We start from the raw sequence: 25901 nt of genomic DNA, 5'->3' as shown, positions 1-25901 counted from the left end.
CGCCGCGCCGACCGTGGAACATGGCCGAAACCACCGGCGTCAGGGCCTGGCCCGGGCGAGCGCCACTCGGTATATCAAGCGAGGGGCGGCCGGGCCGGGGGGCCTTGCCGGAGCCCGATGCCTACGGGGGTGTCACATGGCGCGTTGGAAAGAACTACCGGACATGCACGACCAGCGGGTCCGGCAGCTTTTCGTGCAGTTGCGCAGACTGAAAGACCGCAGCGGCATGAGCCTGACGTCGCTCGCGGCCAAGACCGGCTACAGCCGCTCGTCCTGGGAGCGTTACCTCAACGGCAAGGCCCTGCCGCCACGCCGAGCCGTGGAGGACCTCGCGCGGGCCACCGGGGCCGACGTGGCTCGGCTGCTGGCCCTGCACGAAGTGGCCGAAGAGGTGTGGCAGCAACGCGCCCCGGCGCCGGCCGGCCCCGGCCAGGAGGAGGCGGCGGCCGACGGCCGGGCCGGCGAGCCGGACCGGCGGCCGGACGACCCTGAGCGGGGAGCGACGGCGACGGCTGCCGAACGGCCAGGCGTACGCAGACCGGTCGTCCTCGTCGCCGTCGTCCTCGCCGCGCTCTTCGGGACGGGCATCGGCATCCTGATCGGCCTGCCCCTGGGCGGCGGCGGAGACGCCGGCCCGCCTACGGCGCAGGGCACGCCCAGCGCACGGCCGAGCGGCAGCACCACCGCGAGCGCGGGGCCGGGCCGGTACGTCTTCAGACCGGGCCGGACCTACCCGTGCAAGGTTCGCCGGGCCGGCGCGGCCGGCGGGCTGAGCGCCGGATACAGCACGACACGCACCGCCGTCCTCGCCGGTCCCGGCTGGGACGTGGTGGAGGCCCAATGCCTGCTGCGCCACCGCGAGATGGACCCCGGTGTCGTCGACGGTGTCTACGGTCAGCAGACCATCGCCGCTGTGATGCGTCTGCAGAAACAGGCCGGACTGCCGGCGGACGGCGTGGTGGGCCCGCACACGTGGCAGGTGCTGCGCGGATGACAGGCGGGCCTGGCACCGGAGTGCCAGGTTCCGACCGGACGATTCCGCGGCGTGAGAGCGCGCGGGCCCGAACCCGGCGCGGTGCCTGGTCCGGGCCTGAGTCGGGCGGCGTCGGCGGCGCGTACCCCGTACAGGAGGCACGCGCCCGCCTTCTCACCTCTTTCTCCGTGTCTCTCCTAGTCAGTGCTCACGGCTTCGATGACGGACAGCACGGTTGATGTCGGCACGATGCGTCGCAGGTGCAGTCCTGCTTCCTTGAGGAGCTGGACGAAGTCCTCTTCGGTGCGTTCGCGTCCCACCAGGGAACTCATCATCATCAGGTCGAGGGTCTTGGACTGGTGGGGCTGATTGCCGGGTGGTACGACGGCGTCGATGACGAGGATGCGGCCGCCGGGTGCCATGGCCTGCCGGCAGTTGCGCAGGATGAGGGCGGACTGTTCGTCGTTCCAGTCGTGGAGGATGCGCTTGATGAGGTAGATGTCCCCGGGCGGGACCGAGGAGAAGAAGTCGCCCTCGACCGTGGACCATCGGCCGGTGATGTCGTCGTGGTCGCGCAGCCGGTGGTCGGCGAGGACGTGTGCCTGGTCGTGGAGGATTCCGTGCAGGCCGGGCTGTCGGCGGAGGACTTCGAGAAGCAGACCGCCGTGGCCGCCGCCGACGTCGACGACGGTGCCGGCGGGCGGAAAGTCGTAGGCCTCGGCGATGGGTTCGTTCTCGTGGTCCGACATGGCGGCCATGCCGTCGTGGAAGACGGCGGCGGTTTCCGCGTCGCGTGCGAAGTAGTCGAAGAACGTCGTTTCGAAGATGCCGGTGAAGGCGGAGCCGCCCTCGGTCAGGCAGCGGTGCATCTCCCCGGCGGGGCGCCACATGGTCGCGTCGGTGAGCATGAGGATCGCGGCGCGGGCGGAATGAGGGGCGGTCGAGCGCAGCGCCTGACCGGTGGTGGTCAGCCGGAAACGTCCCGTGGTCGTTTCCTCGACCACGCCGCGAGTGGCGAGCAGCCGCAGGACCCGCCCGAGATTGCGGGGGTCGGTGCCCGTCGCCTCGGCGAGCCGCTCGACGCTCTCGTCGCCGTCCGTCATGTGGTCGGCCACCCGCACGGCGGCGGCAGCGCGCAGCGCCGCTGGAAACAGGAAGCCCAGGCTTTCGTCGATCAGGCGGGCGGCGGATTGCCGTTCCGTGTTCATTGCTGCGTCACCTCTTCTGGGCGGGCCCCGGTTCCCCGCGGCGGCGGGGCCACGGGTCGGGGGCGGGAAGGCGGGGATCCAGGATGGCGGGGGACGGCGGTTGCCGACGCGCGTTCAACGGCTGCGGTGACCGGTGTTGACGATGAGTGGGTCCGGTGGGGCTGCTGGTCCCAGTGCATCCCTTCGGGAACGGTGCGGACAGAGGGCTTCCGGCCGTCTTCACCCGGACGTGGGCAGACTGTCGGGTCATGAACGGCCTCAGGGGGCGTTGAGCACGTAGTACGGGCGCCGCCCCACCCGGCATTCCCAAGTCCCGCGGCAACACAGCCTTTTCAGCCCGTCGCCGACGCGGACGCGCGGGGCGGAAAAAGGAGAGGCGGATCACCGTCGGGACGGTTACGATGTCCGCGATGATGAACTTCTCCTCGTACGGATTGGGGGAATCGTCCACGCAAGGTGATGGCTGATGGCACATCACTTCGCGAACGACTTCCCGTCCCGCCTGTCGATGTGGCAACGCGTGCGTCAGTACGCCGTGCCACCGTCCATGATCGAGACCGCGGCCGCACGGCGTGCTGCCGGTGACTGGGCGGGGGCCTGCGCCGCTGCCCGGATCGACATCGATCTCGATCTGCGCGCCGTGCGCGACCGCCACGGCACCGACCTCGTCCACCTCCTCCGAGCGGATCTGCGGCGGCTCTCGCCGGACCTGCTCCGCTGGCACATGCCCCGGATCGCCCCCGACGGGCGGCTCAGACCCGGCCTCACCCTGTCGCTGGCCCGTTACGGGGCGGCCGGCGCCCCGCCGCTGGAACTGGTGGTGCGCACCCCGCCGGCCTGGGCTGACGCCGGGCAGCGGATGTCCCTGGCCCTGTGGGAGGGGCCGGCGCACGGAGTACCACGGCACCACCCGCATCCGCATCCCGACCGGCGTTTCCGGCTCGACCTGCACCGGCACCTCTGGGACGCCGGACGGAGCGGGGAACTGGCGCGGCGGTGCGGGGCATACGGAGCGGCCTCCACGGCGCCCCCGGTCCTGCCCTTCCCGCCCGGTGAGCGCGGCCGGTCCGACCCGCTCCCTGTGCCCGGCGCCCCCTGGGCGGTGGGGCGTTGGGCCGCCGAGGCGGAACTGCTGTTGCGGTCCGAAGGGCGTCCGCGCGGGGCGTTCACCGTACGACTCGACGCCCGCCGCCGCGCCGTCCTCGAACTCGTCGCCCCGGACGACAGCCATGCCCCGGTGTGCCGACCGCTGCGGGAGACGTTGCCTCCGCGGGAGGCCGCGGCGCTCCCGCTGCTGCCGGAGGCGGCGGCCCGGGTCCTGCCGGACCTGGAGCTGCTGCGGGCCGGGCTGATCGCGCCCGAGCGGCTGCATCCGCTCGTCGCCGCGGCACTGCCGGTGTCCGCTCGCGCGGCGGTGGCCGGCCCGGCCGCCGAGCCCGCTGATCCGCACCGGGTGGCATGCCGGGGCGAGGTCCACCGGATCGCGCTGCGGGGCGGAGTGCTGACGGCGGTCGACCACGACCCGGCCGAACTGCGCCGGGAGGAACTGCTGGTGGCGCTCGGCGGCCCCGCACTGCCCTGCCTGCGAGCGATCGACGCGGTGCACCGCAGCCCGCAAGCACTGCCCGCGGTCCGGGAGCGGCTCCGCCACGGTGACGTCGCCGGGGCGCTGGCCGTGGTCGAGGGTCTGCTCGGTCCCGCCGCGGTCCTGCGCGACGGGCCGCTCCGGGAGGAACTGGAGTCGGCCGCGGAGCGCCGTGTCGACCACGGGCTCTTCCGCTCGGGACTGGTCGCCGTCCACCCCGCCGCCGCGGCAGCGGACGGCGGGACCACTGCGGGCGGCGGCCACGCGGAGTCGGACCACCGTCCCCGGCTCGACCGCCGCACGCCTCACGAACTGCGCCGCAAGCGCGCGGGCCGGGGCCGTCCCCGCACCGGCCTGACCCACTGACCACCGCGCACCGACAGAAGTCCCCCACGCCTACGGCACGTTCGGTGCCGTACGCCTTCCACGACCTCCGGAACGGGCTCCGCCGTTCCCTCATTTCACCCAGGTGATGCCCATGACCCGCAGCACCCTGCTGTCCGCGCCCGCCCCCGCTGCCGCCGCCGCGTCCGGAACCGGCGCCCAGCTCGCCCTCGCCGACGACCTCCTCGCCCTCCTGCGGACGACCACCACCGAGCCGCGCCCCGACGAACAACTCGACGCGCTCGCCCTGGCCGTCGCCGCCGACCTGCCCGTGCTGCTCTGGGGCGAGCCGGGCATCGGCAAGACCGCGGCTCTGACCCAGCTCGCCGCCTCCCTCGACCTGCCGCTGACGACCGTGATCGCCAGCGTCCACGAGCCGTCCGACTTCTCCGGGCTGCCCGTCATAGACGACGACCCGGCGGTGCGAGGGGTGCCGATGGCACCGCCGCGGTGGGCGGTGGAACTGGTACGGGCCGGGCGGGGGCTGCTCTTCCTGGACGAGTTGTCCACCGCCACTCCGGCCGTCCAGGCCGCCCTGCTTCGAGTGGTCCTGGAACGCAGGGTCGGGGAACTGCGACTGCCGCCCGGCGTGCGGATCGTGGCCGCAGCCAATCCCCGGGCGTCGGCCGCGGACGGATGGGAACTGAGCCCGCCGCTGGCCAACCGGTTCGTCCACCTCCACTGGGTGCACGACCGGGACGTGGTGGTGCGCGGGCTGGGCGGGGTCTGGCCCCGCGCGGAGCTGCCACGGCTGGCGCCCGAGCGGCTGCCGGAAGCGGTGGCCTTCGCACGGCGCGCGGTCTGCGGCTTTCTCGAGGTCAGGCCGACGCTGATCCACCGGCTGCCGAGCACCGAGACGCGGCGCGGGGGCGCCTGGCCCTCGCCCCGCAGCTGGGAGGCCGCGCTGACCCTGCTGGCCTTCGGTACGGCGGCCTCCGCCTCCCGCGAGGTGATGGCGCTGCTGGTGCGCGGTGCGGTGGGAGACGGCCCCGGGCTGGAACTCCTCGCCCACCTGGACCGCATGGACCTCCCGGATCCGGAGACACTGCTCGCCGATCCGTCCTCCGCCGCACTCCCCGAGCGGGGTGATCTGCGCCAGGCGGCACTGGAGGCAGTGGTCGCCGCCGTCGGGGCACGTCCGGAGCGGCAGCGGTGGGAGGCGGCCTGGGCGGTGCTCGTCCGCGCCATGGAGACCGGCGCTCCCGACCTGCTCGTCGCCCCGGCCAGGACGCTGGCCGCCCTGCGCCGTGACGACTGGGAGGTGCCGCAGGCGGTCGAGCGGCTGGCCGCAGTGGTCGGCCTCGCCCGGCGCGCGGACCGGTCGGTGGCGCGGGCCACGGCGGCCGACGCCGGACAGACGACGGGGGCGCGCCGGTGACGGGGGCCACGGGAGACTCCGTGCCCGCGCGCCCGCTGTCCCGCCCGGTGCCACGCCCCATGTCCCCGCCCCCGGCGCCGCGCCCGGTGCGGGCCGCACCGGAGGAGGCGTCGGCCGCACCCGGCGGACCGGCGGGCTCCCCAAGGCCGGACGGCCGGCCCGGGCTCCCGCTGGACATGGAGAAGCTGCTGGCCGCGAGGCTGCACGCGGTGAAGGTCCGTCCCTATCTGGCCGACGCGCTCTTCGCGCTGCACATCGTGGCGGACCGCTCGGTCCCGACGATGGCGGTGGACGCGTACTGGCGCTGTTACGTCTCGCCCGGCTTCGTGGCGCGCACCCCGGTGGAGGAACTGGCGGGCGTCTGGGTGCACGAGGTCTCCCATCTGCTGCGCGACCACCACGAGCGGAGCGAGCGGTACGCACGGGAGCATGATCGGCACGGGCCGGGCGAGCGGCTGCGACAGAACATCGCCGCGGACTTCGAGATCAACGACGACATCTACGGCGACGGCCTGCCCCGGCCCACCGGAGCGGTGCTGCCGTCGCTGCTGCGGCTGCCCTCCGGGATGCTGATGGAGGAGTACCTGCGGACGGCGTCGATGTCCTCGCTCGCCGCGGACCTGGCCTGGCTGGACTGTGGCAGCGGCGCCGACGGCCGACAGCGGCCGTGGGAGCTGGGGCCTGCCGGCGCCCACGGGCTGACCAGGCAGCAGCGTGACGCGGTCCGCTTCCGGGTGGCCGAGGGAATCAAGGGCGAGCCGGGCAACACGCCGGACGGCTGGCGCCGATGGGCCGACGAGGTGTTCCATCCGCCGCAGCCGTGGCGGCAGTTGCTCGGGGCGGCGGTTCGCTCGGCGGCGAGCGCGCCCGGGGCGGGCGAGAACCACACCTATCGGCGTCCGTCCCGGCGCTCCGCGTCCGTCCCCGGCGTGGTGCTGCCGAGCCTGCGTCGTACGCCGCCCCGGGTCTGCGTCGTCATCGACACCTCCGGGTCGGTGAGCGACGCCGAACTGGGCAGCGCGCTGCTGGAAGTGGCGGCGATCTCGCGGGCCGTGGGAGGGCGACGCGACCTGGTTTCGGTGATCTCCTGCGACGCGGCGGCCGGGATCGCCGTGCCCCTCTGCCGTGCCGAGAACATCGAACTGATCGGAGGCGGGGGCACCGACCTGCGCTCCGGCTTCGTCCGGGCGCTCGGCTCCCGGCCGCGCCCGGACGTGATCGTCGCCCTGACGGACGGCCAGACACCCTGGCCCTCGGAGGAGCCGGCCTGCCGGACCGTCGTCGGCCTGTTCCCCCGTCCCGCCCACGCCGTCGACGAGACGGACCCCGATTACGTCCCGGACACCCCGCCGCCCTGGGCCCGGGTCGTCTCCATAGGCTGTGGTCGCCTCCCGGACGTCCGACTCGTCGGCGGGCGTGATCGTGTCCAAGGGGCCGCCTTGACGGGTGACTGATGTGGAGTACGACAACCCGTCACCACCCGCGGCGCCCGGCGGCTCAGGCTCCCGGTCGGGCCGTGGCCGGGCTCTCCCGCCGTCCGTCTCCCGGTCCTGCCACCACCCCCGCAGCCGGCGGTCGTGGTTGGCGACGGGTGATGGCGGCGGGGCCCGAGCCCAGGGCCTCCTCCAGTTCATCGCACGGCCGAGGGGAGAGATGGTTGGTCGGCCCGTCGAGCGGCAGCGCGCCAGGGGCGTCGTACGAGCAGCGCGGCCAGGGCGAGCCGGCCGCGCTGCCCCCGCCGGACAGCCGGCCCAGCGCGTGGTCGTGGCCGACCGTGCCGAGGCTTAGGTCCGTCCAGCACCAGGGCCGCGCGGCGGCCGGCGGCCCAGGACTCGCGGTGCTGAGCCTGCTCCAGCCGCCTGCCGTAGGTGTCGAGGAGTACCTGGTGGCCGGGGTCGTGCTGCGGGATGCGGGCGAGTTCCTCGCCGAGCCGTTCCAGTTCGGCGAGGAACCCGCGGGTCTCGCGCAGCGCCTCCCCCAGCACCGTGGCGACGGTGGGACGCGCCGGCCGTCCAGAACGCGGACGAGGCCCTGGGCGAGCGGAGCGGACTGGGGCATGGGGAACCGTCGAGACGTGTTCGGTGGTCGGCCCGCCGGGCGCGGAGCCTCGGACGCGGGCTACGTCACACGCCGGGGTTCACTCCACGGGGGCTCCGGTCTCCTTCAGCACGCCGTCGGCCAGCCGCAGCCGGCGGTTCACGCCGATCTCGGCGAGGAACCGCTCGTCGTGGCTGGCCACCAGGAAGGCGCCCTGGTAGGAGTTGAGCGCGCTCACCAGCCGGCCCGCGCTGACCAGGTCCAGGTTGTTGGTCGGTTCGTCGAGCAGGAGCAGGTGGGGAGCGGGCTCGGCGCACAGGACGCAGGCCAGGGTGGCGCGCAACCGTTCGCCGCCGGAGAGGACACCGACGGGCAGATGGGCGCGGGCGCCGCGGAACAGGAAGCGGGCGAGCAGGTTCATCCGCTCCGCCTCGGGCCGCTCGGGGGCGAACGCGGCGAAGTTCTCCGCCACGGTGCGGTCCAGGTCGAGCAGGTCCAGGCGCTGCGAGAGGTAGGCGATCCGGCCGTCGTAGCGCTTGATCTCCCCGCTGTCCGGGGCGAGGTCCCCGGTGATCAGCCGCAGCAGGGTGGTCTTGCCGGAGCCGTTGGGTCCGGTGAGCGCGACGCGCTCGGGACCGCGGACGGTCAGGTCGACGCCGCCGTCGGCGAAGACGGCACGGCCGGCGTGGTGGACCTGCATGCCCTCGCCGAGGAAGAGGTTGCGGCCGGCGGGCACGTTGGTGTCGGGCAGTTCCAGGGTGAGGCGCTGCTCGTCGCGCAGCGCGCGTCCGGCCTCGTCGAGGCGGGCCCTGGCCTCGCTGACACGGGAGGCGTGCAACTGGCCGGACTTGCCGGCTGCTTCCTGTGCGCCGCGCTTCATGGTGCCGGCGAAGATCTTGGGCAGGCCGGCGTTCTTGAGGTTCTTGGAGGCGTTGCTCATCCGGCGCTCGGCGCGTTCTCGGGCCTGCTGCATCTCCCGCTTCTCGCGCTTGAGTTCCTGCTCGGCGTTGCGGACGTTCTTCTCCGCGACCTCCTGCTCGGCGCGGACGGCCTCTTCGTACTCGGTGAAGTTGCCGCCGTAGAGGCGCAGTTCGCCGCTGCCGAGTTCGGCGACGCGTTCCATGCGGTCGAGCAGGGCGCGGTCGTGGCTGACCAGCAGCAGGCAGCCGGTGAAGTCCGAGAGGACGTCGTAGAGCTTGTGGCGGGCCTCGGCGTCGAGGTTGTTGGTCGGCTCGTCGAGCAGCAGGACGTCCGGGCGCTTGAGCAACTGGGCGGCCAGGCCGAGGGAGACGACCTGGCCGCCGCTGAGGGTGCTCAGGCCGCGGTCCAGGGCGAGGCCGGCGAGGCCCAGGCGGTCCAGCTGCGCGCGGGTGCGTTCCTCGATGTCCCAGTCGTCGCCGATGACGGTGAAGTGCTCCTCGCTGACGTCGCCGGACTCGACGGCGTCCAAGGCGCGGATCACCGCGGCGACGCCGAGCACCTCGGCGACGGTGAGGTCGCCGGTCAGGGGGAGGCTCTGCGGGAGGTAGCCCACCGTGCCGCCGACCGACACCGAGCCGCCGGCCGGCTTGAGTTCACCGGCGATCAGCTTGAGCAGGGTGCTCTTGCCGGAGCCGTTGGGGGCGACCAGTCCGGTACGTCCGGTGGGCACGGTGAAGGACAGGTCCTGGAAGACGGGGGTGTCGTCGGGCCAGGCGAAAGAGAGGCCGGAGCAGACGATGGCGGCGTGAGACATGAAGGGACCTCGAAGGCACGGAGGGCAGAACAGAGGCCTCTGCCCTGGGCAGATACGGGGAAAGGGGTACGACGAGACGGGCCACGTCGGCGACGGCGCTCCTGTGCGCCGGCCGGTGGCCGTCAGATCCGGATCTCACCCGGAGATGTCGTCTTCACCCACCACGTCTGCGACTCCTCGATCACACGGTCCAGGTCCCTGGCAGCGTAGCAGGTGTCGTTCCCGTGCCTGTCCGGGCCGCTGGCCGCCCGTTCACATGTGTACAGGCGGCCGAAGGGGAGCACTGACGCGGCGGGAAAGCCGGACCGGAGGGCCCGAGGGCGCACCGGTCGGGCGGCGGGCGATGTTCGACGCGGGGCGCCGCGGGGATCGCCGCCGCACAAGGACGCGACACAGTACGAACTGCGGGCCGACGGCCCGGTGGACCGGCCCAAGACCTACACCCTCGGCGATCCGCGCGCGATGCCGCAGACCCGGATCGTCCACGACGCGCTGTGCACGGACGGATGGCGGGTGGACCGGACGCCTTCGAAAGGGTCGGGCTCGCGGACTTCCGCCACGCCGCGGGCGTCCGCCGGGACGTCGTCGTACGGCGGTTGCCGTCAGCCCACGCGGTAGCGCACCGGGAGGGACAGCACGCCGCGGACGATCCCGGAGCCGATCCACCGCAACGAGTCCGCTGGAACGGCGAGTTGCAGTTCCGGGATCCGGGCGAGCAGGGTGCGCAGGGCGATCGTCGCCTCCAGGCGGGCCAGCGGGGCACCGAGGCAGTAGTGGATGCCGTGCCCGAACGCGAGATGGCGGGCGCCCGGCCGGGTCACGTCCAGCACGTCCGGGTCGCCGCCGCCCGGCTGCGGGGCGTCGCGCCCGGCGGAGCCCAGAGCCACGGCGACCATGGAGCCCCGGGGGATCGCCACATTGCCCAGTTCGAGGTCGCGCGCGGCGTAGCGGCTGGTAGAGCGCTCGACGGAGGGGTCGTAGCGCAGAAACTCCTCCACCGCGCCCGGCATCAGCTCTGGCCGCGCCCGCAACAGCTCCTGCTGGCCGGGGTGGCGCAGCAGGGCGAGCACCGCGTTGCCCAGCAGGTTCACCGTGGTCTCGTGGCCCGCGACGACCAGCATCAGGGCCGTGCCCACCAGTTCCTCCTCGGAGAGCCGGCCGTCCTCCTCGTCGCGCACGGCCACCAGGGCGGACAGCAGGTCGTCCTGGGGACGGCGGCGTTTGTCCGCGACCAGTTCGGCCAGCAGCGCGTGCAGTGCGGCCAGGGCCGCGCGGTGCTCGGGTGAGGCCACCTGGAGCGCCTGTCCCGCCCAGCGGCGGAAGTCGTGGTGGTGGCGGTGCGGGATGCCGAGGAGTCCGGCGATGACCGTGGCGGGCAGCGGGGCGTTGAAGGCCTCGACGAGGTCGAGTTCGCCCGACGGCGGCATCGCGTCGATCAGGCTGTGGGCGATCTGCTCGATGCGCGGCGCCATCTCCGTCGTACGACGGGGGGTGAAGGCGGCGGAGGCGAGCCGGCGCAGCCGGGTGTGCTCGGGCGGGTCCGCCTCCATCATCTGCGCGCCGAGGCCGACCGAGGGCCGGTGGAGGACGTATCCGGCGGCGGCCAGGGCCTCGGCGGCGGGGGTGGCGTCCTTGAGCAGGTCGGGATGGGTCAGCGCCTCGCGGGCCAGGTCGTAGCCGACGACCACCCAGCCCTTCAGGCCGAGGTGGAACTCGGCCGGGTGGATGGGGCCGAGCTCCCGCAGCCGCGCGAAGCGGGCGGGGGAGTCCGCCTTGAAGGCGTGGTCGATGACCACCCTGCCGTCCTGGTACGGGCACTGCTCGTGGGAACTCATGGGGCTCTCCCGTTCTGAAGGTCCGGCGAGTCAGGTCGTCGTGGGGAGAACGAGCCGGACCCCCACGGGTTCGGTGCGGGCCCGCGTACAGGCATGCCTCGTCACCCACCGCCGTCCGGGGCCGGGCAAGGTCGTCAGCCCCCGCGACGTCTGCCCGGACACCGGACTGGCCAGGCTGTCGTGAGGGCAGGCCCGAGCACTGCTGGACGAGCACACTGCCTATCGCGGTCCCGGTACGGGCTGGGACCTGCACGAATACCGCCACTCCTCTCGGACCCACCTCGGCGAGCAGGGCTCGTCGCTCCTGATGCTCACGGCGAAGTCCCGGCACGAGAGGCCGGAGAACGTCCGCCGCTACTTCAAGCCGCCCCCGGAGGCGATCGCCGAGCTCACGAGCCTGCTCGCTCCCGGCGACGGCAGCCGATGAGCCTCGTTCCTTGACCGTTGTCAGCACTGACTGCGCCGACCCATTCTCCTCGCGGGGCCGACCCCTTGACGCCGCGGCGCCTTTTTGGCCTTTTGGGCCCTCGGTCATAGTCGGCGCCATGGACTATGACGTAGTGGTGGCCGGAGGCGGCCCGGTCGGACTGATGCTGGCCTGCGAGCTCCGGCTCGGAGGTGCGCGGGTGGCCGTCCTTGAGCGCCTCACCGAAGTGGACCCGACGATCAAGGGCGGGGCGATCACCACACCCAGCGCCGAGGCGCTCTACCGCCGAGGCATGCTGCCCGCGCTGGCCAAGGTGCAGCGGCAGGCGATGGACCGCTTCCAAACATTCATTCGGGAGCGGAGTGGCGGGGACGGAGGTGGTGGCGCGGGTCAAGGGCTTGGGTACGTCGGGCACTTCGCCGGAATCATGCTGCGCGCCGACTTGGTCGACCGTACGGAGCCGGGCCTCGGCGACGCCGGACCCGCCGCCGAGATCGCTTTCGTGGCGCAGCAGGACATCGAGCGGCTGCTCGACGGGCGGGCGGGCGAGCTCGGCGTCGATGTGCGCCGGGGAGTGGAGCTGACCGGCTTCGACGCGGATGACGGAGCCGTCACCGTGCGGACCAGCCCCGAAGGCCGCGACCTCCTCGGCCCGTTCCAACGCCCACTTCATCTGACGCCCGAAGATCCGCACCGGACCCCGGCGCAGCCGGTCCAGCTCTGAATGCGGTACCGCCTTGTCCGCGGCCGTCCACCGTGCGCTGGCACGACGCCCTGACCGCCGCATGCGGTACCGCCTTGACCCCGGCCGTCCACCGTCAGGCTCCCGGCGTCCGGCTGCGCCTGTCCGCCGAACCAGGCACTGACGACGCCGAGTTGCGCCGGGGCGAGGTCGACCTCGGATCGAGCTCCACAGCGCCGACGCTCCCCGACATCCGCCACCGCCTCGTCGGCAAGGACCGGCCGGTCGTCGCCGTCCGCCCGGGCCACCCGCTCACCGTGGACCCGCTGAGCCTCGCGCGCTACGCGGAAGCCTGCGCGACCCGATCGATGACGCCCTGACCGCACACGGCCTCGAACGATACGCGTCGCCGCCGCCGGGCCCGCCACCGCCTTCGCCCTGCAACTCGCCCTCGACACCGACCTGGTCGTCACCCTCCCCGAGGCGGCCACCCGCGCGGCCCGGGACCAACTCGGCCTGACCGCACTGCCGCCGCCGCTCCCGCTGCCCGACGTACCCCTTTACCCGCTGTGGCACCAGCGCCGCGACAACGGCCGCGCCCACGCCTGGCTGCGAGAGCCGGCCATCGAAACCGTTCAGGCACTCTTCACACCACCAGCCGCCCCCGTAACAGCCCCTCGCCCACCGGACCGGGACGTGACGGGCCGCCGAGCCGCTGAGCGATCCATGGACGGTGTCATGGTTCTCTCGTAGTCGGGGTCATCCCGGCCGAGGGTGTCTCCTCGGGCCGCCGACTCCGGTCCCGGTGGTCCAGGAGGGCCAGCAGCGGGGCCGTCATCACCGTGGTCACCAGGGCGACGATCACGAGGACGCCGAACAGCGCGGGGGACGCGATGCCCGCGGACAGGCCCACGTTGATGGCGATGAGCTGCATCAGGCCTCGTGCGTTCATCAGCGTGCCGACGCGGACGGCGACGGCCTGCGGCTCACCCAGCAGGCGCGCCGTGGCCCAGCAGGCACCGAACTTGCTGATGATCGCCACCGCGACACAGACCACCGTGAACAACAGCAGCCCGCCGTCGGACAGCAGGGTGAAGTCCGTGTTGAGGCCGGAGTAGGCGAAGAACAGGGGCAGGAACACGATCCTGCTCACCGGCGCTACGGCCTCCACCGCGCGGGTCACCACCGGGTCGCGGGGGAAGGCGACACCGAGGCTGAAGGCGCCGAACACGGCGTACAGGCCGATGCGGTCGGTGTACCACGCGGCGAGGAACAGCAGCAGGACGGTGACCAGCAGCATCTGTTCCCCGGTCAGGCGCCGGGCCCGCTCGAGAGCGCCGGGCCGCACGCGGAGGAAGATCCCGAGGAACACGGCGAGTCCGGCCGTGCCGATGACCGCCCGCAGGAAGGTCTCCGCACCGCTGCCCGCCATGCTGAGCACCCCGGCCAGCAGGACCCATGCCACGGCGTCGTCCAGCGCGCCGGCGGCCAGGGAGACCGCGCCGAAGCGGGTCTTCGTCAGGCCCCGCTCGGTGATGATCCGGGCCATCATCGGGAAAGCGGTGATCGCCACGGTGACCCCGACGAACAGCGCGCCCACCGAGGGAGAGATCCCGTCCGGGTAGAGGTCCACCGCGTCGTGTGCCGCCCAGGCCAGTCCGGTGCCCAGGAGGAGCGGCACGACGATGCCGGCCGCCGAGACGGGCACCGCCGTACGGCCCACCGACCGCAGCCGGTCGGTGCGGAACTCGTAGCCGGACAGGAACATGAAGACGACGAGACCGACCTGCCCCGCCACGTACAGCACGGGACGGATCTCGTCCGGGAACACGGCCCTCTCCAGGCCGGGCGACAGGAGGCCGAGCACGGAGGGACCGAGGGCCACGCCGGCGACCATCTCGCCGACGACGGGTGGCTGGCCGAGCGGGCGGAGCAGCCTGCTGACGAGGCGGCACGCGGTGAGGATGACGACCACGGCGAGGAAGAACGCCGGGCCCATCTCGGTGGTCGACAACGGTGACTCCTTGAGGAGGAGACGTATGGGGGGTGTTGCCGCTGTCAGGCACCGCGGCCGGTGTACGGGCAGGCGGCAGCGGCCTGTCCGGGTCCCGCCGCGCGGCCGGGCCGGGTGTGCGGGCCGTCCAGCGGACGGCCCTCGGTGTCGTACCGGGCGAAGTACGCGGCGGCGGGCCTGGTGCGGCGGGCGTCGAGCACCATCCAGGTGCCGAAGACCAGTTGCAGCAGGCTGCGCCCGACGTCCTCGGCGCGGTCGCGAACCCTCAGCGCCGTGCGCAGGACGCGTCGCTGACGCTCCGGGACCGGCCGGTCCCGGGGGAGGAGCAGACACGGGGCGCGGTGCGGGATGGAGCGGGTGTGGCCGACGGGGGAGTCGAGCACGTACCGGGCCAGCACCTCGCGGGTCGCGGCACGCATGACGACGGGTGCGAGACGCCAGGCGGGACAGGGCCGGTTGGCGGCGACACCGAAGGGGATGTGGTGGGCGTTCCTCGCGGAGAGCGTCGCCCAGCGGTCGGGGTCGAAGCGGTCGGGGTCGGCGTAGCCGGTGGCGTGGTAGTCGGGGTAGCTGAAGGCCAGGACGGAGCCCGCCGGGATCGTGGGCAGGCCGTCGAGGGTGATGTCCGCGGTGGTGATCCGGTGGGCCACTCCGAACAGCGGGTAGAGACGGAAGGTCTCGTTCATGACCTGGGTCAGGTAGCGGTCGTCGTCGGGGGTGGCCGCCACCCTTTCCTGCACGTCCGGGTGCTGGGCCAGGGCCAGCAGGAGGTGGGCCGTCGCCTCGGACATCTGCACGACGGCCGTGTTGAAGAAGGTGCCTTGGAGGTAGTGAACCTGCTGCCGGAGGGTCAGGCCGGCGGGCAGCGCGTGCGGTACGTCCCCGGCCGCCAGGCGGCGCAGCAGGTAGCGGGTGAGCCGGTTCCTGCGGCGCATGTGGCGTGGACGGGTGCATTTGAGGGCGTTGACGACGTCCTCGGCGTGGGCGACGATCAGCTGCCGGGCCTCGGCCGGGCAGGGCTCCTCGAAGACCAGTCCGTAGAAGAACTCGGCCCACACCGGCATCATCAGATCACGCAGCCGTACGACGCGCACGCGGCCCGTGTCCGCCGCGTCCAGGGCCTGCCGCGTGTGCCGTGCGGCGGCTTCGTACAGCTGTGCCGACGGGCCGGACAGCAGGGCGAGCGTCCGGCGGGCGACCTCGTCGTAGCGGGGCCCGGCCTCCAGGTGCTCCTGGTGGACGTCGGCGCCGGGCGCCAGCCAGTACCAGAACAAGTCGGACAGTGCCGCGCCCTTGCTGCGGCCCCCGGCGGACGGATGGCCGTAGACCTCCTGGAAACGGTCGGGGCCGAACGTGGCGTTGGGGAGGAGCATGCCCTCGTCGCCGTTGACGCGGGCGAAGACTTTCGTGCGGAGGGCGACGACCTTGCCGGGCAGCCAGGACGGGGACGACAGCAGCAGCGCCCCGCCCGCCGCCAGCGCCGCCGCCGTTCTCCTGCTCACCATGTGCGTTCTCCTCTCCGGAGCCGGTACGGAAGGTGAGGTGGGGCCCCTTGCCCGGCGGCGAGACCGTACGGCGGGTACGGCAGCCCGCGCGGGACCACCTGGTCGGCCGTCAGGTCCTGCGGCCGGAGCCCGCCACACAGGGCGAGCACCTGCTCGAAGTCCTCGCGCAGTGCCGTCAGCGCCTGGCGTACGCCGTCCTCGCCGCCCGTGGCCAGGGCCCACAGCACGGGCCGGCCCACACCGACGGCCCGGGCTCCGAGGGCGAGGGCCAGGGCGATGTCGGAGCCCCGGCGCACGCCCCCGTCCATCAGGACGGGCACCCGTCCGGCGACGGCCCCGGCCACGGCCGGGAGCGCCTCGACCGATGCCGGAGCGGCATCGAGCTGCCGCCCCCCGTGATTGGACACGATCAACGCGTCCACGCCCCGGTCGACGGCGGCCCGCGCGTCGTCGGGGTGCAGCACGCCCTTGAGGACGAGGGGCAGGTCGGTCAGCTCGCGCAGCCGCGCCAGGTCGTCCCAGCCGGCCGGCCACATGGCGATGTCGCGGGTGGTGCCGGGTGGCACACCGGGCAGGTCCCGCATGTTCTCGGCGGCGAGGCCGGGCGGCAGGTCGTGGAAACCGTTGCGCAGGTCCCGGGTGCGGGTGCCGAAGACGGGTGAGTCGACGGTGACGACGAGGGCGGAGCAGCCCGCCCGTGCGGCCCGGAGCACCAGCTCGGCGGTGACCTCGCGTTCCGGTTGCAGATACAGCTGGAACCAGACCACGGCCTCCGGGTCCGCCTCGCGGGCCGCGGCGACGACGTCCGCGACGGCGGTGGTGGCTGCCACGCCGGTGACCAGCGGGATGCCGGCAGCGGCGGCGGCGCGCGCGGTGGCCGGTTCACCGTCGGGGTGGGCGAGGCGGTGGAAGGCGGTGGGCGAGACGAAGAGCGGCGCCGGCCAGTCCCGGCCCAGCACGCTCACCCGGGTGTCGCGGTCGCCACCGCCGCGCAGCACCCGGGGGAGCAGGGCCAGCCGGCCGAAGGCGTCCTCGTTCTCCCTGAGCGCCGTCTCCTCGCCCGCGCCGCCGGCGAAGTAGTCGTAGTGCTCGGGCTTGAGTTTCCCGCGTGCCGACTCGGCCGGGTCGTGCGGCGGGCCGGGGCGCGAGCCGGTCATGCCCGGGGCGCGGCGATGTCCTCGCCGGCCGGGAGGTCGGCCCCGGCGGGCAGCCGGGAGGCGAGGAAGGAGCGCAGCGGGCCGACATGGACGTCGGGGTTGTCCCACTCGTTCTCCAGGTTCTCCGTGATGTGGTGCTCGGCGACCGGCTTGCCGGTGCCGTCGGGCAGGAACTGCCGTACCACGGGGTGCAGGTAGCGCGCGTCGAGGCCGCTGGTGTCCTGCTGGGGAGTCCTGCTGACGGTGATGTCGAAGGGATCGACCTGGTCGTGGTCGGCGCCGTACTCCAGCGTGACGGTGAAGTAGGAGGCCAGATCGCCGAACTGGCCCCGGGCGGCGGCATGGTGCAGGTGTGCCACCGGGATCTCCTCGCAGTGGCGCACGGTTCCGTCGGTGCCGACCAGGACCGCGTCGCCGAGGAACCCGAACAGCTGCCACAGGGCCGAGGTCCGGTTGACCCGCTCGATGACCGCGTCGGTCACCGGGCCCGCGGCGGCGGGCAGGGTGGTGTGCGGCCAGTCCTGGTCGTGGTAGCGGCGTTCGAGGATGCGGTGCAGTGCCTTCACGCCGTACCGGAACCCGTGGATGAACCCGCTGGTCGACTTCTTGAAGTCCAGGGACTGGGTGATGGTGCCGGCGAAATACAGATCGGGCACGTTCACGGATTCCCAGGCGTCGGTGAGCCTCGGGAAGCGGTCCTTGATGACGAGGTCGGGACGGCAGTCGTCGTTGAAGATCGAGGCGTCGAAGCGGAAACCGGTGGCCAGGATGACCCGGTCGTACGGGATGTCCTTCACCACTTCCGCGACGCGCGAGAATTTAACACTCACGACATAGGTGCCGTCGGGCTTCCGTGCTATACGGAGAATGTCGCCGTCCAGTACGGCGTTCTGGGACTTGAGCTGGTAGGTGTCCAGGAAGTTGTTGTTCACGGCCCGGAGATGCCCGACGAAATGCGTCCGCCAGGCGAGCTTGAGCGAGCCGGGTCCGGCCACGTGGATGACGGCCGCGGTCTCGATGAGATGGTCGGCGGTCTCGAAGGCGGAATTTCCCCGCCCGATGATCAGTACCCGCTTGTCGGTGAATTCGGCGGGGTCGACGGACACCTGGTCGTAGTGCTCGGCCGCCGCGGCGCCCTCGATGGGCGGTACGTACGGCCGCGAGACGCCGGTGGCGACGATGACGCGGCGGGCCCGGACAACGTTGCCATTCTGGTCGGTCGCCACGAAGAGGCCGCCGTCGGGCCGGGAGATACGGGTGATGCGGGTGTTGAACCGGATGTTCAACCCGTGCGTCCGGGCGAAGTCCGCGAGGTAGCGGACCATGTCGTCGGCCGGCGGGAAATACCGCGGGGAGTAAGCGGTGAACAGCGGACCCTCGTCCGAGAGCAAGGAGTTCCAGTCGACGCGCAGACGCATCTCGGGGTCGCTCCAACCGGTGTGCACCTTATTGGAGGAAATAAGGGTCCGGTGTCTGGGAAAACGAGTGAAGAAAGCGCCGGGAGCGTCGCTCTCTTCCATGATGAGGTAGTTTCTGCCGCTTTTTTGGAGGAAGTACCCGGCTTGGAGGCCCGCGGGGCCGCCGCCGATGACGAGATAGTCAACCTGTCCTGAATCAGACATGGCCTTCTCCTGCCTGACGTGGGGGTGGGAAGGACGGTACTTGACGGTTAAAGAACGGAGCCACCCCTGGTGTTGTGTGATATGGATCACACAACACCAGGGGTGGCGCATTTCCTCCTTCGGCTAACGTGAAGGCGTGATGGGCGGTCCGGAGTGCCGAGCGCGCCGGCCATGGTCGTTTTCCAGTCATTCACGCTGCCTTTACATCGGTTATCGGCCCAGAGTGGAGACGAAGTGGACGAAAAGCCCGGGGAAGTCTTTCCGCAAGCGTTCGTCGACGCGTTCCGCGAAGCTCCCGCTCTGCCCGCTTTCGAGTACCGGGGACGCGCGGTCACCAGGGGGCAAGTGCTCGTACAGATCGCCGGGTTCGTGAGAGGCCTGCGCGGTGCGGGCCTGACCGCCGGATCCCGCGTGGCCCTCGACACCGGTGTCACGCCCGAGGCGTTCGCCGTCCGCGTCGCCGCCCATGTCGTCGGCTGCCAGGTGGTGGCACTGCGCCCCGGGCTGACCCCCGAGCACCTGCGCGACATCCTCGCCCGCGACATCAGCGCCGTGGTGACGGACGACCCCGCGAGCCGGCCGGCGCTGGCCGCCGAAGCGGGCGGGATACCGCTGCTGGACACCGGCGGAGCGCTACGGCCCCCGGCACCCTTCACGCCCGGACCCGAGGACCTCACCGCCCGGGGCGACCGCGACGGCATCGGCGTCATCCACCTCACCAGCGGCAGCACCGGCCGGCCCAAGGGCACGATGGTGACCTACGGCGCCCTGTCGGAGGGCTGGGCGCTGCGACCCGGCCGCTGGACCGACCGCACCCGGCGCCTCGCGGCACGGTACGCGCGCTTCCTGCTCTTCGGCACGCTCAGCAGCGCCGTCATGTTCGAACACCTATGTCTGTCGCTGCTTGGCGGAGGCACCGCCGTCATCCCCGGCCGGCCCCCGCGGTTTCCCGAGGTCTTCGCCGAGCACCGCATCAGCGCCTGCATGACGACCGTGCCGCGCCTGTACGGCATCCTCGACGCCGTCCGCGACCGGGCCGTCGACACCAGCAGCCTGCGCGCCCTCGTCGTGGCGGGCTCCCCGCTGGCCCCGCACCGGCTGACCGAGGCGGCCGGGCTGCTCGGACCCGTGGTCCACCACGCCTACGGCCAGACGGAGACGGGCATGCTGACGGTCCTCGAACCCGGGGAACTGGCAGCCGATCCAGGCCTGGCCGACAGCGTCGGGCGCCCACTCGACACCGTCGAGATGACCGTGCGGGATCCTGACGGACGAGACCTCCCCGCGGGCCGGACGGGCGAGGTGTGGGTCCGCCTGGCGGACGCGTTCCACGGCTACTGGGAGGACCCCCGCGAGACCGCGGAGGTCCTGCGGGACGGCTGGATCCGCACCCGGGATCTCGGCCGGCTCGACGCGCGGGGGTATCTGCGGTTGTCCGGGCGCACGCGCGACATCGTCATCGTCAACGCCGTCGTCCACTACGCGGGCCCCATAGAGCGGGTCCTGGCCGCCCATCCGGACATCGACCAGGCATACGTCGTCGGAGTCCCGGACGACCGCACCGGCGAGGCGATCCACGCCTTCGTGGTCCCGCACCCCGGAGCCGTACCGGTCGCGGACGCGCTGCGCGAACTGGTGGCCCGGGAACTGGGGGAAGCCGCCGCCCCGGTCCGTGTCGTCGGCATCACCGAGGTGCCCGTGGCACCGAGCGGAAAGCCGGACAAGGCGGCGTTGCGCGCCTTGCTGGAGGCCCCCTGACCGGTCAGGGCACACCTGGACGTGCCCCGGCGGCCGTCCCTCCCGTCGACGCCGGGCAGGCGCGCGCCGCGATGGTGGGTGACCGGGTGACCGGGTGACCGGGTGACCGGGTGACCGTGCTGTACCTCGGGCGCGACCTGGACGGCGAACTCACCGTCCTGTACCTGGCCTTGGCGGGCAGCCCGAGCCGCTGGACCTGCTGCGGGTCGCCGCCGGCCAGGACGAGCGTGACGCGGTGGTGGACGCCGCGGTGCGGGTCGCTCCCGAGGTCTCCGGCCGGGTCGTGCTCTCGGTCCGTGAGCACTTCCTCAACCGGGAGCGGGAGAGCGGCAGACCCCGGGTCTTCGTCAATCGGGGGCCGCGGCTGGGTTGCTCCCGACATGCGGCCCCCGGTCCCGGCCGCCGACCGCGACCGCCTGATCGCCGCCCTCGACGCCGAGGTACGCCGTAGACTCTCCGCGCCCGGTCGGCTGCTGGTGGACCCCGACATCCTCGACGTGGCGCTCCCGCTCAGCGGCAAGGCGGCCCCGGCTGGGCTCGGTGTGCTCCCGCGCGGTACGGTCCCGGCGGTCGAAGGCGAGCTGCTTCGTTTCTTCGTGTACTGGAAGCAGACCGAGAAGCGAACCGACTACGACCTCTCGGCCCTGCTGCTCAACACCGACTGCTGCGCCGACTCCTGGCTTTCCTGCACGTCTCTCAGCGCAGGTCAACATCTACGCGGGCGAAGATTTCGAGACGGCCGCAGAACCTTTCTTCGGCGGGATGCTGCGTGAGGGGGAGCAGCAGGGCCGGCCGTTCGAGCCGCGAACGGTGCGGAGGAAGTAGGAGCTGCGGGGGACGGGCCGGGTGGCGCTTCCCCTGGTGTTCAGGCGCGACTACGACGGCCGGTGGCACGCGAAGTGGCCGCACCTGCGCCTTGCGGGGCATCTCCTCGGCCAACCGGGTCGAGGAGAACCAGACGTCGGTGTCCACGGTGGTGCGGGCGGTCGTGGAGCGCGAGTACCTGACGGTGCGCCACCTCGTCGGTCTGATGTCCGACGGCGTCACGGCAGTCGACCTCTGGGACGGAGGGCCGGTCCCCGACGAGCCCGTCACCTACATCGGTCTGGAACGTCCGGAGGAACTGCGCCCCCACTCCCGCGTCATCACCGTCGAAAACCTGCGCGACCTGATCCCCGGCTGAGTGTTGACGTCACCCGTGGCGAGGCCATGAAAGGGCTTCCTTCTCCCTTCTTCGACTGAACAAGTCCTTTCGCTTTCCTCGCCTTCACGTCGCTCCGGGCGGCGCCCACGCTCACCGCGCGCGCCGCCCGGAGTCGTTGTCCCACCGGCACGCAGCGCGTGCGCTGCCGCAGCGGCCGAGCCGGGCCAGGCGGATCGGCCCTGAGAACCATGATTCTCCCTACGCCTTCGCGACACACCCTCTGCCAAGGCGACGGCGAAGTACCATCCCTGCTCTCAGCGGACGAAATCCACCAGAAGGCGCACAAGATGCCCAAAGAAAGCCGACCGGACATCCAGGAATGGGCTGAGCAGGTACACCGGGCCACCGTCGATGTAGCGGACATGCTGGGGGTGCCTTCGGAGGCTTATGCCCGCGACCCCACGAGTCTCATCCCGGCGCTCCAGGGCTGGGTCTCGCGGGCGCCACTCGATGAATTCGGGCACCCCGACTGGCTGGCGCTGCACGAGGACCTGCTGTGTCACCTCTCCGACTTCCTGATTCGACGGCACGGCGCACGTTGGCAGGCGGAACGCGACTCCGCCACATCCGGCGGATACCGTTACGTCATCGAGGCCACTGGGGTCGATGGACGGACACGCCGGCTCGACCCGGACCGGATCGTCAGGAGGGAACTCGCCGCTCTCCCGATCGACATCGTACGCATGCTGGCTACCGCAGAACTGGAACTACGCCTCACCCGTCAGCCGGCCGAGGACGTATAGGGTCCTCCTTCGTGGGCGACCCGCTGCCGACCGGCAGCTGTGCGGCGCCCTCGCGGCTCGCCCCCGGTCCGGAGCACCCGGCGGGCCATGCGCCGAGGAACTGCCGAAGCCGGCTCGGCGCCACGCAACTGAGCTGGCTAGTCTGTGGTGTTGGCGAGCCCCACTCCGCAACCTGCGCAGCGGGGGCCGCAGTCCGTGTGCCAGGCGGATGCCGTGGCACACGTCAGCACGTTGCCGCCTGGCAGAAGGGAGAGGGAACCCGGCGTGAGTGAACGGAAGTCCGCCCCGACCGTGCCGGCCGTCGTCTTGGGCCGGCGCGCCAGGTCCTCCTCTCCTGAGCCCCGCGTCATCCGCACCCTGAAGCCGCGGTTCCACTTATGAAGGGCACACGGAATAACGATGACATCGAAGCCCATTGACACCAGCCGGCCCCACCCGGCGCGCATGTATGACTACTACCTTGGCGGCAAGGACAGCTGCCCGGTCGACAAGGAGGCCGCGGAGAGGGTCATGTCGTTCCTGCCGGCCGTCAGGACCGCCGCTCGCACCAACAGGAGCTTCATGAACCGAGCTGCGCGACTGTTGGCTGAACGCGGTGTGACCCAGTTCCTCGACATCGGAACCGGTATCCCGACCGAGCCCAACCTCCACCAGGTCGTACAAGCGGTCAACCCGCGAGCACGTGTGGTGTACGTCGACAACGACCCCATCGTTCTCCGTCATGCGGAGGCGCTGCTCCGGAGCACCCCCGAGGGGGTGACGAAGTACATCGAGGCGGATGTCCGCGAGCCCGAGAAGATCATCGAAAGCGCCAAGGAGATCCTCGACTTCGAGGAACCTGTCGCTCTCTCGCTCGTGGCCCTCTTGCATTTCGTCTCCGACGAGTACCGGCCCTACGAGCTCGTAGACAACCTCTTGGCCCCGCTCTCCTCCGGCAGCTTCCTGATGCTCTCGCACGTGACGGGCGACTTCGATCCTGCCGGGTGGGCCAAGGCCGTCGACATCTACCGGAAGAGTGGCGTGCCGGCGCAAGTACGCTCACGGGACGAAGTCGCCCGGTTCTTCGCGGGCCTTGACCTGATCGACCCGGGCGTACAGGTCGTCACCGACTGGCACCCGGAGCCTGACCAGGAGTTCGCCGACGAACAGGTGCCCCTCTACGTCGGCGTGGCGCGGAAACCGTAAGCGCCCGGTGGTGCAGCGGCGACGCGGACGGCCGACACTCCCGAAGGTTCGGCCGCCGTGCTGTTCGAGGCCGGGCCACCAGGGACTCACGGACTCGCCCGTGCGGCTTGACCCAGCACTGTCAGGTGTCGATCCGGTCGGCACATGACCGACTGCTGGATGGCAAGGGCGTTCGTCCACGCCGAGGCCGAACACGGCAACCCGGCCCTGGTGGTGGCCGAACCGGTCGACTACACCGGCAGGGTCCTCTTCGACGAGGTCTGGGAGCGCGAGGGCCTGTCCAAGCGCGACCGCGGCCTCGTCATCATCTCCGCGCTGACCGCGCTCGGGAAGATGGACCAGTCGCGGTTCCACCACGGCTTGGCCCGCCAGAACGGGGTCGCCGACGAGGAATTGCGGGAGGCCCTGCCGCTCTCTCGCCGTGGGCGGAAGCGAGGAGCAGGGCGCCCCCGATGGCCTGAGCGGGATCGTCGTGATCGTGGCCGTGCCCACCGTCCACCGGCGAGTGGGCCGGGGAAGGCGGGTGGCCGAGATGGTCAGCGGTTGCCGGCCGTCGGTGGCCTCCCCCCCGTATGAGCGGAGGCCACCGACAGCGTCACGTTGTCAGCGGTTGGTCCACAGGTTCCACTTCCAGGGCCACATGTTGCCCTCGGCGCACTGGTAACGGTCCCAGTGCCCACGGTCGATGCCCTGCTGGCCGGCCGTCTGGCAGCCGCTCAAGGTCATGTACTTGCCGCGGTGGATGTCGAGGCTGTCGGCCGCCTGGACAGCGGCCGCCCGGTGGGACGCCGTGCCGGGGACCGCGACGGCGGGAGCCGCGGACGCCAGACCGAGACCGGTCACCGCGATCGCCGCGAAGGCGGACAGTGTGGTGCGCACCCGCATGATGAACATCCTTTCGGTAGGGGTGGGTGAAGTCGGTCCGTACGGCATCCGCCGGCACGGGCCAGACCACCGGCACGCTCACCCTCCAGGGTGATCCGCTCAGCCGGTATGCCGAGTTTGCGCAGGAAGCTGCACCTTCACAACCAGATCCCGGTTGCTTCACCGATGTCGGGATAAATAGAGTCCTGACCTGCTGGGACACGCCTGTCCCGGGACATGGGTCAGTCGGCGGGACGCTGTTGCCCCGCCCTTCAGGAAGGCCCCGATCGATGACCGGCCAACAATCAGACCGGGGTGCGGCAGCACGGCGGCTGGGGGACGCGCTGCGGAGCCTGCAGCAGCAATCGGGGCGTACGCTCCGCAGCCTGGAGGCGCAGGTCCGTATCAGCGACTCGTCGCTCTCCCGCTACTTCCGCGGCGAGACCGTGCCGGCGTGGGGTGTGGTGAGGGACCTGTGCCGGGCGTTGGGCGCGGACCCCGCCGAGTACCGCGCGCTGTGGGAGGCGGCCGACCGGAACCGGCCCGACGTACCGGCCGGCACCTACACCGCCGGCGCTGCCGGTCCGTCTTCCCGCTCCCGACCTGCCTGGTGGCGTCGGCTGCGTGGCGCCCTGTCCAGTCGCGGCGGCATCGCCGTGGCCGCTGCCGCCGGGGGTGCGCTCGTAGCGGGACTGCTGTTCGCGCTGCTCCCGCGCGGTGCCTCCGATGCGGCGCAGAGCGCCAAGGGAAGCCCGGATGAAAGCGGCACCGCCGGTGTTCTCGTCCACAATGTCGAGAAGAAATGCCAGGAACCCCGTACGCACGAATGCGCGCTGTCCCTCGCCTACAACCCCTACCGCCCCTACGTGACCTCCAACTCCGCCGACCGTGTCTGGCACCACGACCTGCTCCAGGCACGCTGCACCATCGCCAACGGTGTCACCGTCACCGACGAGAACCACAAACACACCAGCATCTGGATCCAGGTCACACGGCATGGAAAGCACCTGTGGCTTCCCGGAATCCGCGTCCGCCCGGACGACCTGAACCAGCTCACCACCATCCTGCCCACCTGCTCTCCCTGAAGGCCGACCCGTGAATGACCTTGGGTCTGCGGGCTGACCTGCTCGACTGCTGGTCACCCGACCCTGCAGCCGCGCCCGGTCGATGACGCGGCCGGCGGCGGACTTCGACACCACGAACAGCGGAAGCGAGCTGTCGCAGCGCCAAGGTTGGCCCGCCGATACGCGGCCGCCAGCAGCACCAGATCCTCCAGCGGCAGTCTCCACGGCCGCCCGTCAGCGAACCCGATCCGCTCCCTCCTGGCCGCAGCGCGGCGATCGTTCCGCCGTGCGCAACAGGCCTGTCCCGGCCGTCAGGGCTCCGGGATGAAGGCAGGCTCGATACCCATCGCGGCAACACCCTCGCGCACGGAGCGGTCGAACTGTTCGATCGCCGCCACCAAGACGTCCCAGGTGACGGGAGCGGTCCAGACGTCCGGCGTGAGGATGGAGCCGACCCGCCAGCCGTCGACGGAGTTCACGATGCGGATCAGTCCCTCCGCCGCCTGCATCGAGTCGAGCTGGAAGTCCTCTTGGGCGGCAG

Annotated in this window: 21 protein-coding genes and 3 pseudogenes; 13 read left to right on the top strand and 11 right to left on the bottom strand. The window is 71.9% G+C overall.

The window, feature by feature from the left end; translation table 11 throughout:
* Nucleotides 1–163 precede the first annotated feature (163 nt).
* Nucleotides 164–994 (top strand): helix-turn-helix domain-containing protein, encoded by an 831-nt coding sequence (locus tag Srubr_RS13815; RefSeq protein ID WP_308439914.1) that lies wholly within the window; start codon nucleotides 164–166, stop codon nucleotides 992–994.
* 176 nt (nucleotides 995–1170) lie between these two features.
* Here the strand turns inward: Srubr_RS13815 and Srubr_RS13810 are convergent, their stop codons facing one another.
* On the bottom strand, nucleotides 1171–2181 hold the full coding sequence (locus tag Srubr_RS13810) for a methyltransferase (RefSeq protein ID WP_189997002.1): 1011 nt from the start codon (nucleotides 2179–2181) through the stop codon (nucleotides 1171–1173).
* 466 nt (nucleotides 2182–2647) lie between these two features.
* Here Srubr_RS13810 and Srubr_RS13805 point away from each other — a divergent pair, with 466 nt between their 5' ends.
* From Srubr_RS13805 to Srubr_RS13795, 3 genes are all read left to right on the top strand, one after another.
* Nucleotides 2648–4132, top strand: a complete 1485-nt coding sequence (locus Srubr_RS13805) for a hypothetical protein (RefSeq protein WP_189997001.1) — start codon at nucleotides 2648–2650, stop codon at nucleotides 4130–4132.
* Between the two features lie 112 nt (nucleotides 4133–4244).
* Nucleotides 4245–5528 (top strand): AAA family ATPase, encoded by a 1284-nt coding sequence (locus Srubr_RS13800; RefSeq protein WP_189997000.1) that lies wholly within the window; start codon nucleotides 4245–4247, stop codon nucleotides 5526–5528.
* A gap of 176 nt (nucleotides 5529–5704) precedes the next feature.
* A complete protein-coding gene (locus Srubr_RS13795; protein ID WP_189997143.1) occupies nucleotides 5705–6982 on the top strand; it encodes a vWA domain-containing protein in 1278 nt (425 codons plus the stop codon).
* Between the two features lie 176 nt (nucleotides 6983–7158).
* On the opposite strand, the gene Srubr_RS13790 is transcribed toward Srubr_RS13795, so the two are convergent.
* The 3 genes from Srubr_RS13790 to Srubr_RS13775 all read right to left on the bottom strand — a co-directional run bounded on the left by Srubr_RS13790 (nucleotide 7159) and on the right by Srubr_RS13775 (nucleotide 11135).
* Complete coding sequence (locus Srubr_RS13790; RefSeq protein ID WP_373319150.1) at nucleotides 7159–7512, bottom strand: hypothetical protein; 354 nt, start codon at nucleotides 7510–7512, stop codon at nucleotides 7159–7161.
* Nucleotides 7513–7665: 153 nt separating this feature from the next.
* Complete coding sequence (locus tag Srubr_RS13785; protein WP_189996999.1) at nucleotides 7666–9300, bottom strand: ABC-F family ATP-binding cassette domain-containing protein; 1635 nt, start codon at nucleotides 9298–9300, stop codon at nucleotides 7666–7668.
* A 602-nt stretch (nucleotides 9301–9902) separates the two neighbouring features.
* The gene (locus Srubr_RS13775) at nucleotides 9903–11135 is read right to left on the bottom strand and encodes a cytochrome P450 family protein (RefSeq protein ID WP_189996997.1); all 1233 of its coding nucleotides are present in this window, start codon (nucleotides 11133–11135) and stop codon (nucleotides 9903–9905) included.
* 100 nt (nucleotides 11136–11235) lie between these two features.
* On the opposite strand from Srubr_RS13775, the pseudogene Srubr_RS13770 reads away from it, so the two are divergent.
* The 3 genes and pseudogenes from Srubr_RS13770 to Srubr_RS41990 form a co-directional block, all read left to right on the top strand.
* A pseudogene (locus Srubr_RS13770) lies at nucleotides 11236–11562 on the top strand (site-specific integrase); the annotation flags it as partial.
* Between the two features lie 118 nt (nucleotides 11563–11680).
* On the top strand, nucleotides 11681–12286 hold the full coding sequence (locus Srubr_RS13765) for an FAD-dependent oxidoreductase (RefSeq protein ID WP_308439913.1): 606 nt from the start codon (nucleotides 11681–11683) through the stop codon (nucleotides 12284–12286).
* A 74-nt stretch (nucleotides 12287–12360) separates the two neighbouring features.
* Nucleotides 12361–12624, top strand: coding sequence for a LysR substrate-binding domain-containing protein (locus Srubr_RS41990; RefSeq protein ID WP_373313568.1), 264 nt, complete (start codon nucleotides 12361–12363; stop codon nucleotides 12622–12624).
* 356 nt (nucleotides 12625–12980) lie between these two features.
* On the opposite strand, the gene Srubr_RS13755 is transcribed toward Srubr_RS41990, so the two are convergent.
* Genes Srubr_RS13755 through Srubr_RS13740 form a run of 4 tightly spaced genes read right to left on the bottom strand, consistent with a single transcriptional unit; the run spans nucleotide 12981 to nucleotide 18542 of the window.
* Nucleotides 12981–14258, bottom strand: a complete 1278-nt coding sequence (locus Srubr_RS13755) for a cation:proton antiporter (RefSeq protein WP_189996996.1) — start codon at nucleotides 14256–14258, stop codon at nucleotides 12981–12983.
* A gap of 44 nt (nucleotides 14259–14302) precedes the next feature.
* Nucleotides 14303–15763, bottom strand: a complete 1461-nt coding sequence (locus tag Srubr_RS13750) for a cytochrome P450 (protein ID WP_189996995.1) — start codon at nucleotides 15761–15763, stop codon at nucleotides 14303–14305.
* The gene (locus Srubr_RS13745) at nucleotides 15757–16920 is read right to left on the bottom strand and encodes an alpha-hydroxy acid oxidase (protein ID WP_189996994.1); all 1164 of its coding nucleotides are present in this window, start codon (nucleotides 16918–16920) and stop codon (nucleotides 15757–15759) included. The genes Srubr_RS13750 and Srubr_RS13745 overlap by 7 nt, the downstream gene beginning before the upstream one ends.
* Complete coding sequence (locus Srubr_RS13740) at nucleotides 16917–18542, bottom strand: NAD(P)-binding domain-containing protein (protein ID WP_189996993.1); 1626 nt, start codon at nucleotides 18540–18542, stop codon at nucleotides 16917–16919. Before Srubr_RS13740 ends, Srubr_RS13745 begins: the two co-directional genes overlap by 4 nt.
* Nucleotides 18543–18887: 345 nt before the next feature.
* Here Srubr_RS13740 and Srubr_RS13735 point away from each other — a divergent pair, with 345 nt between their 5' ends.
* The 5 genes and pseudogenes from Srubr_RS13735 (at nucleotide 18888) to Srubr_RS13715 (ending at nucleotide 24008) form a co-directional block, all read left to right on the top strand.
* Nucleotides 18888–20300: a class I adenylate-forming enzyme family protein gene (locus Srubr_RS13735; RefSeq protein ID WP_229926775.1), complete on the top strand. Its 1413-nt coding sequence runs from the start codon at nucleotides 18888–18890 to the stop codon at nucleotides 20298–20300.
* A gap of 196 nt (nucleotides 20301–20496) precedes the next feature.
* A pseudogene (locus tag Srubr_RS13730) lies at nucleotides 20497–21483 on the top strand (hypothetical protein); the annotation flags it as partial.
* A gap of 308 nt (nucleotides 21484–21791) precedes the next feature.
* Nucleotides 21792–22247 (top strand): hypothetical protein, encoded by a 456-nt coding sequence (locus Srubr_RS13725; RefSeq protein ID WP_189996992.1) that lies wholly within the window; start codon nucleotides 21792–21794, stop codon nucleotides 22245–22247.
* A 399-nt stretch (nucleotides 22248–22646) separates the two neighbouring features.
* Nucleotides 22647–23432 (top strand): SAM-dependent methyltransferase, encoded by a 786-nt coding sequence (locus Srubr_RS13720; RefSeq protein ID WP_189996991.1) that lies wholly within the window; start codon nucleotides 22647–22649, stop codon nucleotides 23430–23432.
* Nucleotides 23433–23576: 144 nt separating this feature from the next.
* A complete protein-coding gene (locus Srubr_RS13715) occupies nucleotides 23577–24008 on the top strand; it encodes a carboxymuconolactone decarboxylase family protein (protein ID WP_203855023.1) in 432 nt (143 codons plus the stop codon).
* Nucleotides 24009–24035: 27 nt separating this feature from the next.
* Here Srubr_RS13715 and Srubr_RS13710 read toward each other — a convergent pair whose 3' ends face one another.
* On the bottom strand, nucleotides 24036–24317 hold the full coding sequence (locus Srubr_RS13710; protein WP_189996990.1) for a hypothetical protein: 282 nt from the start codon (nucleotides 24315–24317) through the stop codon (nucleotides 24036–24038).
* 269 nt (nucleotides 24318–24586) lie between these two features.
* Between Srubr_RS13710 and Srubr_RS13705 the strand changes: the two genes are divergently transcribed.
* On the top strand, nucleotides 24587–25381 hold the full coding sequence (locus Srubr_RS13705) for a helix-turn-helix domain-containing protein (protein WP_189996989.1): 795 nt from the start codon (nucleotides 24587–24589) through the stop codon (nucleotides 25379–25381).
* Nucleotides 25382–25459: 78 nt separating this feature from the next.
* Here Srubr_RS13705 and Srubr_RS41985 read toward each other — a convergent pair.
* Both Srubr_RS41985 and Srubr_RS40680 read right to left on the bottom strand, forming a co-directional pair.
* Nucleotides 25460–25675: pseudogene (locus Srubr_RS41985) on the bottom strand (transposase family protein); the annotation flags it as partial.
* Entirely contained in the window at nucleotides 25672–25869 is a 198-nt protein-coding gene (locus Srubr_RS40680; RefSeq protein WP_229926774.1) for a hypothetical protein, read from the bottom strand. The pseudogene Srubr_RS41985 and the gene Srubr_RS40680, both read right to left, overlap by 4 nt.
* Nucleotides 25870–25901 lie beyond the last annotated feature (32 nt).

This window comes from Streptomyces rubradiris, assembly GCF_016860525.1.
Lineage (GTDB): Bacteria > Actinomycetota > Actinomycetes > Streptomycetales > Streptomycetaceae > Streptomyces > Streptomyces rubradiris.
The sequence above is the reverse complement of the archived record's forward strand: the minus strand, read 5'-3'. Positions and strand labels throughout refer to the sequence as shown.

Bases quoted from the DNA above. Each gene is read 5' to 3' on its own strand.
- Srubr_RS13785 (WP_189996999.1), bottom strand. From the start codon at position 9,300: ATGTCTCACGCCGCCATCGTCTGCTCCGGCCTCTCTTTCGCCTGGCCC.
- Srubr_RS13725 (WP_189996992.1), top strand. From the start codon at position 21,792: ATGCCCAAAGAAAGCCGACCGGACATCCAGGAATGGGCTGAGCAGGTA.
- Srubr_RS13710 (WP_189996990.1), bottom strand. From the start codon at position 24,317: ATGCGGGTGCGCACCACACTGTCCGCCTTCGCGGCGATCGCGGTGACC.
- Srubr_RS13745 (WP_189996994.1), bottom strand. From the start codon at position 16,920: ATGACCGGCTCGCGCCCCGGCCCGCCGCACGACCCGGCCGAGTCGGCA.
- Srubr_RS13805 (WP_189997001.1), top strand. From the start codon at position 2,648: ATGGCACATCACTTCGCGAACGACTTCCCGTCCCGCCTGTCGATGTGG.
- Srubr_RS13765 (WP_308439913.1), top strand. From the start codon at position 11,681: ATGGACTATGACGTAGTGGTGGCCGGAGGCGGCCCGGTCGGACTGATG.
- Srubr_RS13815 (WP_308439914.1), top strand. From the start codon at position 164: ATGCACGACCAGCGGGTCCGGCAGCTTTTCGTGCAGTTGCGCAGACTG.
- Srubr_RS13720 (WP_189996991.1), top strand. From the start codon at position 22,647: ATGACATCGAAGCCCATTGACACCAGCCGGCCCCACCCGGCGCGCATG.
- Srubr_RS13800 (WP_189997000.1), top strand. From the start codon at position 4,245: ATGACCCGCAGCACCCTGCTGTCCGCGCCCGCCCCCGCTGCCGCCGCC.
- Srubr_RS13775 (WP_189996997.1), bottom strand. From the start codon at position 11,135: ATGAGTTCCCACGAGCAGTGCCCGTACCAGGACGGCAGGGTGGTCATC.
- Srubr_RS13795 (WP_189997143.1), top strand. From the start codon at position 5,705: ATGGAGAAGCTGCTGGCCGCGAGGCTGCACGCGGTGAAGGTCCGTCCC.
- Srubr_RS40680 (WP_229926774.1), bottom strand. From the start codon at position 25,869: ATGCAGGCGGCGGAGGGACTGATCCGCATCGTGAACTCCGTCGACGGC.
- Srubr_RS13705 (WP_189996989.1), top strand. From the start codon at position 24,587: ATGACCGGCCAACAATCAGACCGGGGTGCGGCAGCACGGCGGCTGGGG.
- Srubr_RS13750 (WP_189996995.1), bottom strand. From the start codon at position 15,763: ATGGTGAGCAGGAGAACGGCGGCGGCGCTGGCGGCGGGCGGGGCGCTG.
- Srubr_RS13740 (WP_189996993.1), bottom strand. From the start codon at position 18,542: ATGTCTGATTCAGGACAGGTTGACTATCTCGTCATCGGCGGCGGCCCC.
- Srubr_RS13810 (WP_189997002.1), bottom strand. From the start codon at position 2,181: ATGAACACGGAACGGCAATCCGCCGCCCGCCTGATCGACGAAAGCCTG.
- Srubr_RS13715 (WP_203855023.1), top strand. From the start codon at position 23,577: ATGACCGACTGCTGGATGGCAAGGGCGTTCGTCCACGCCGAGGCCGAA.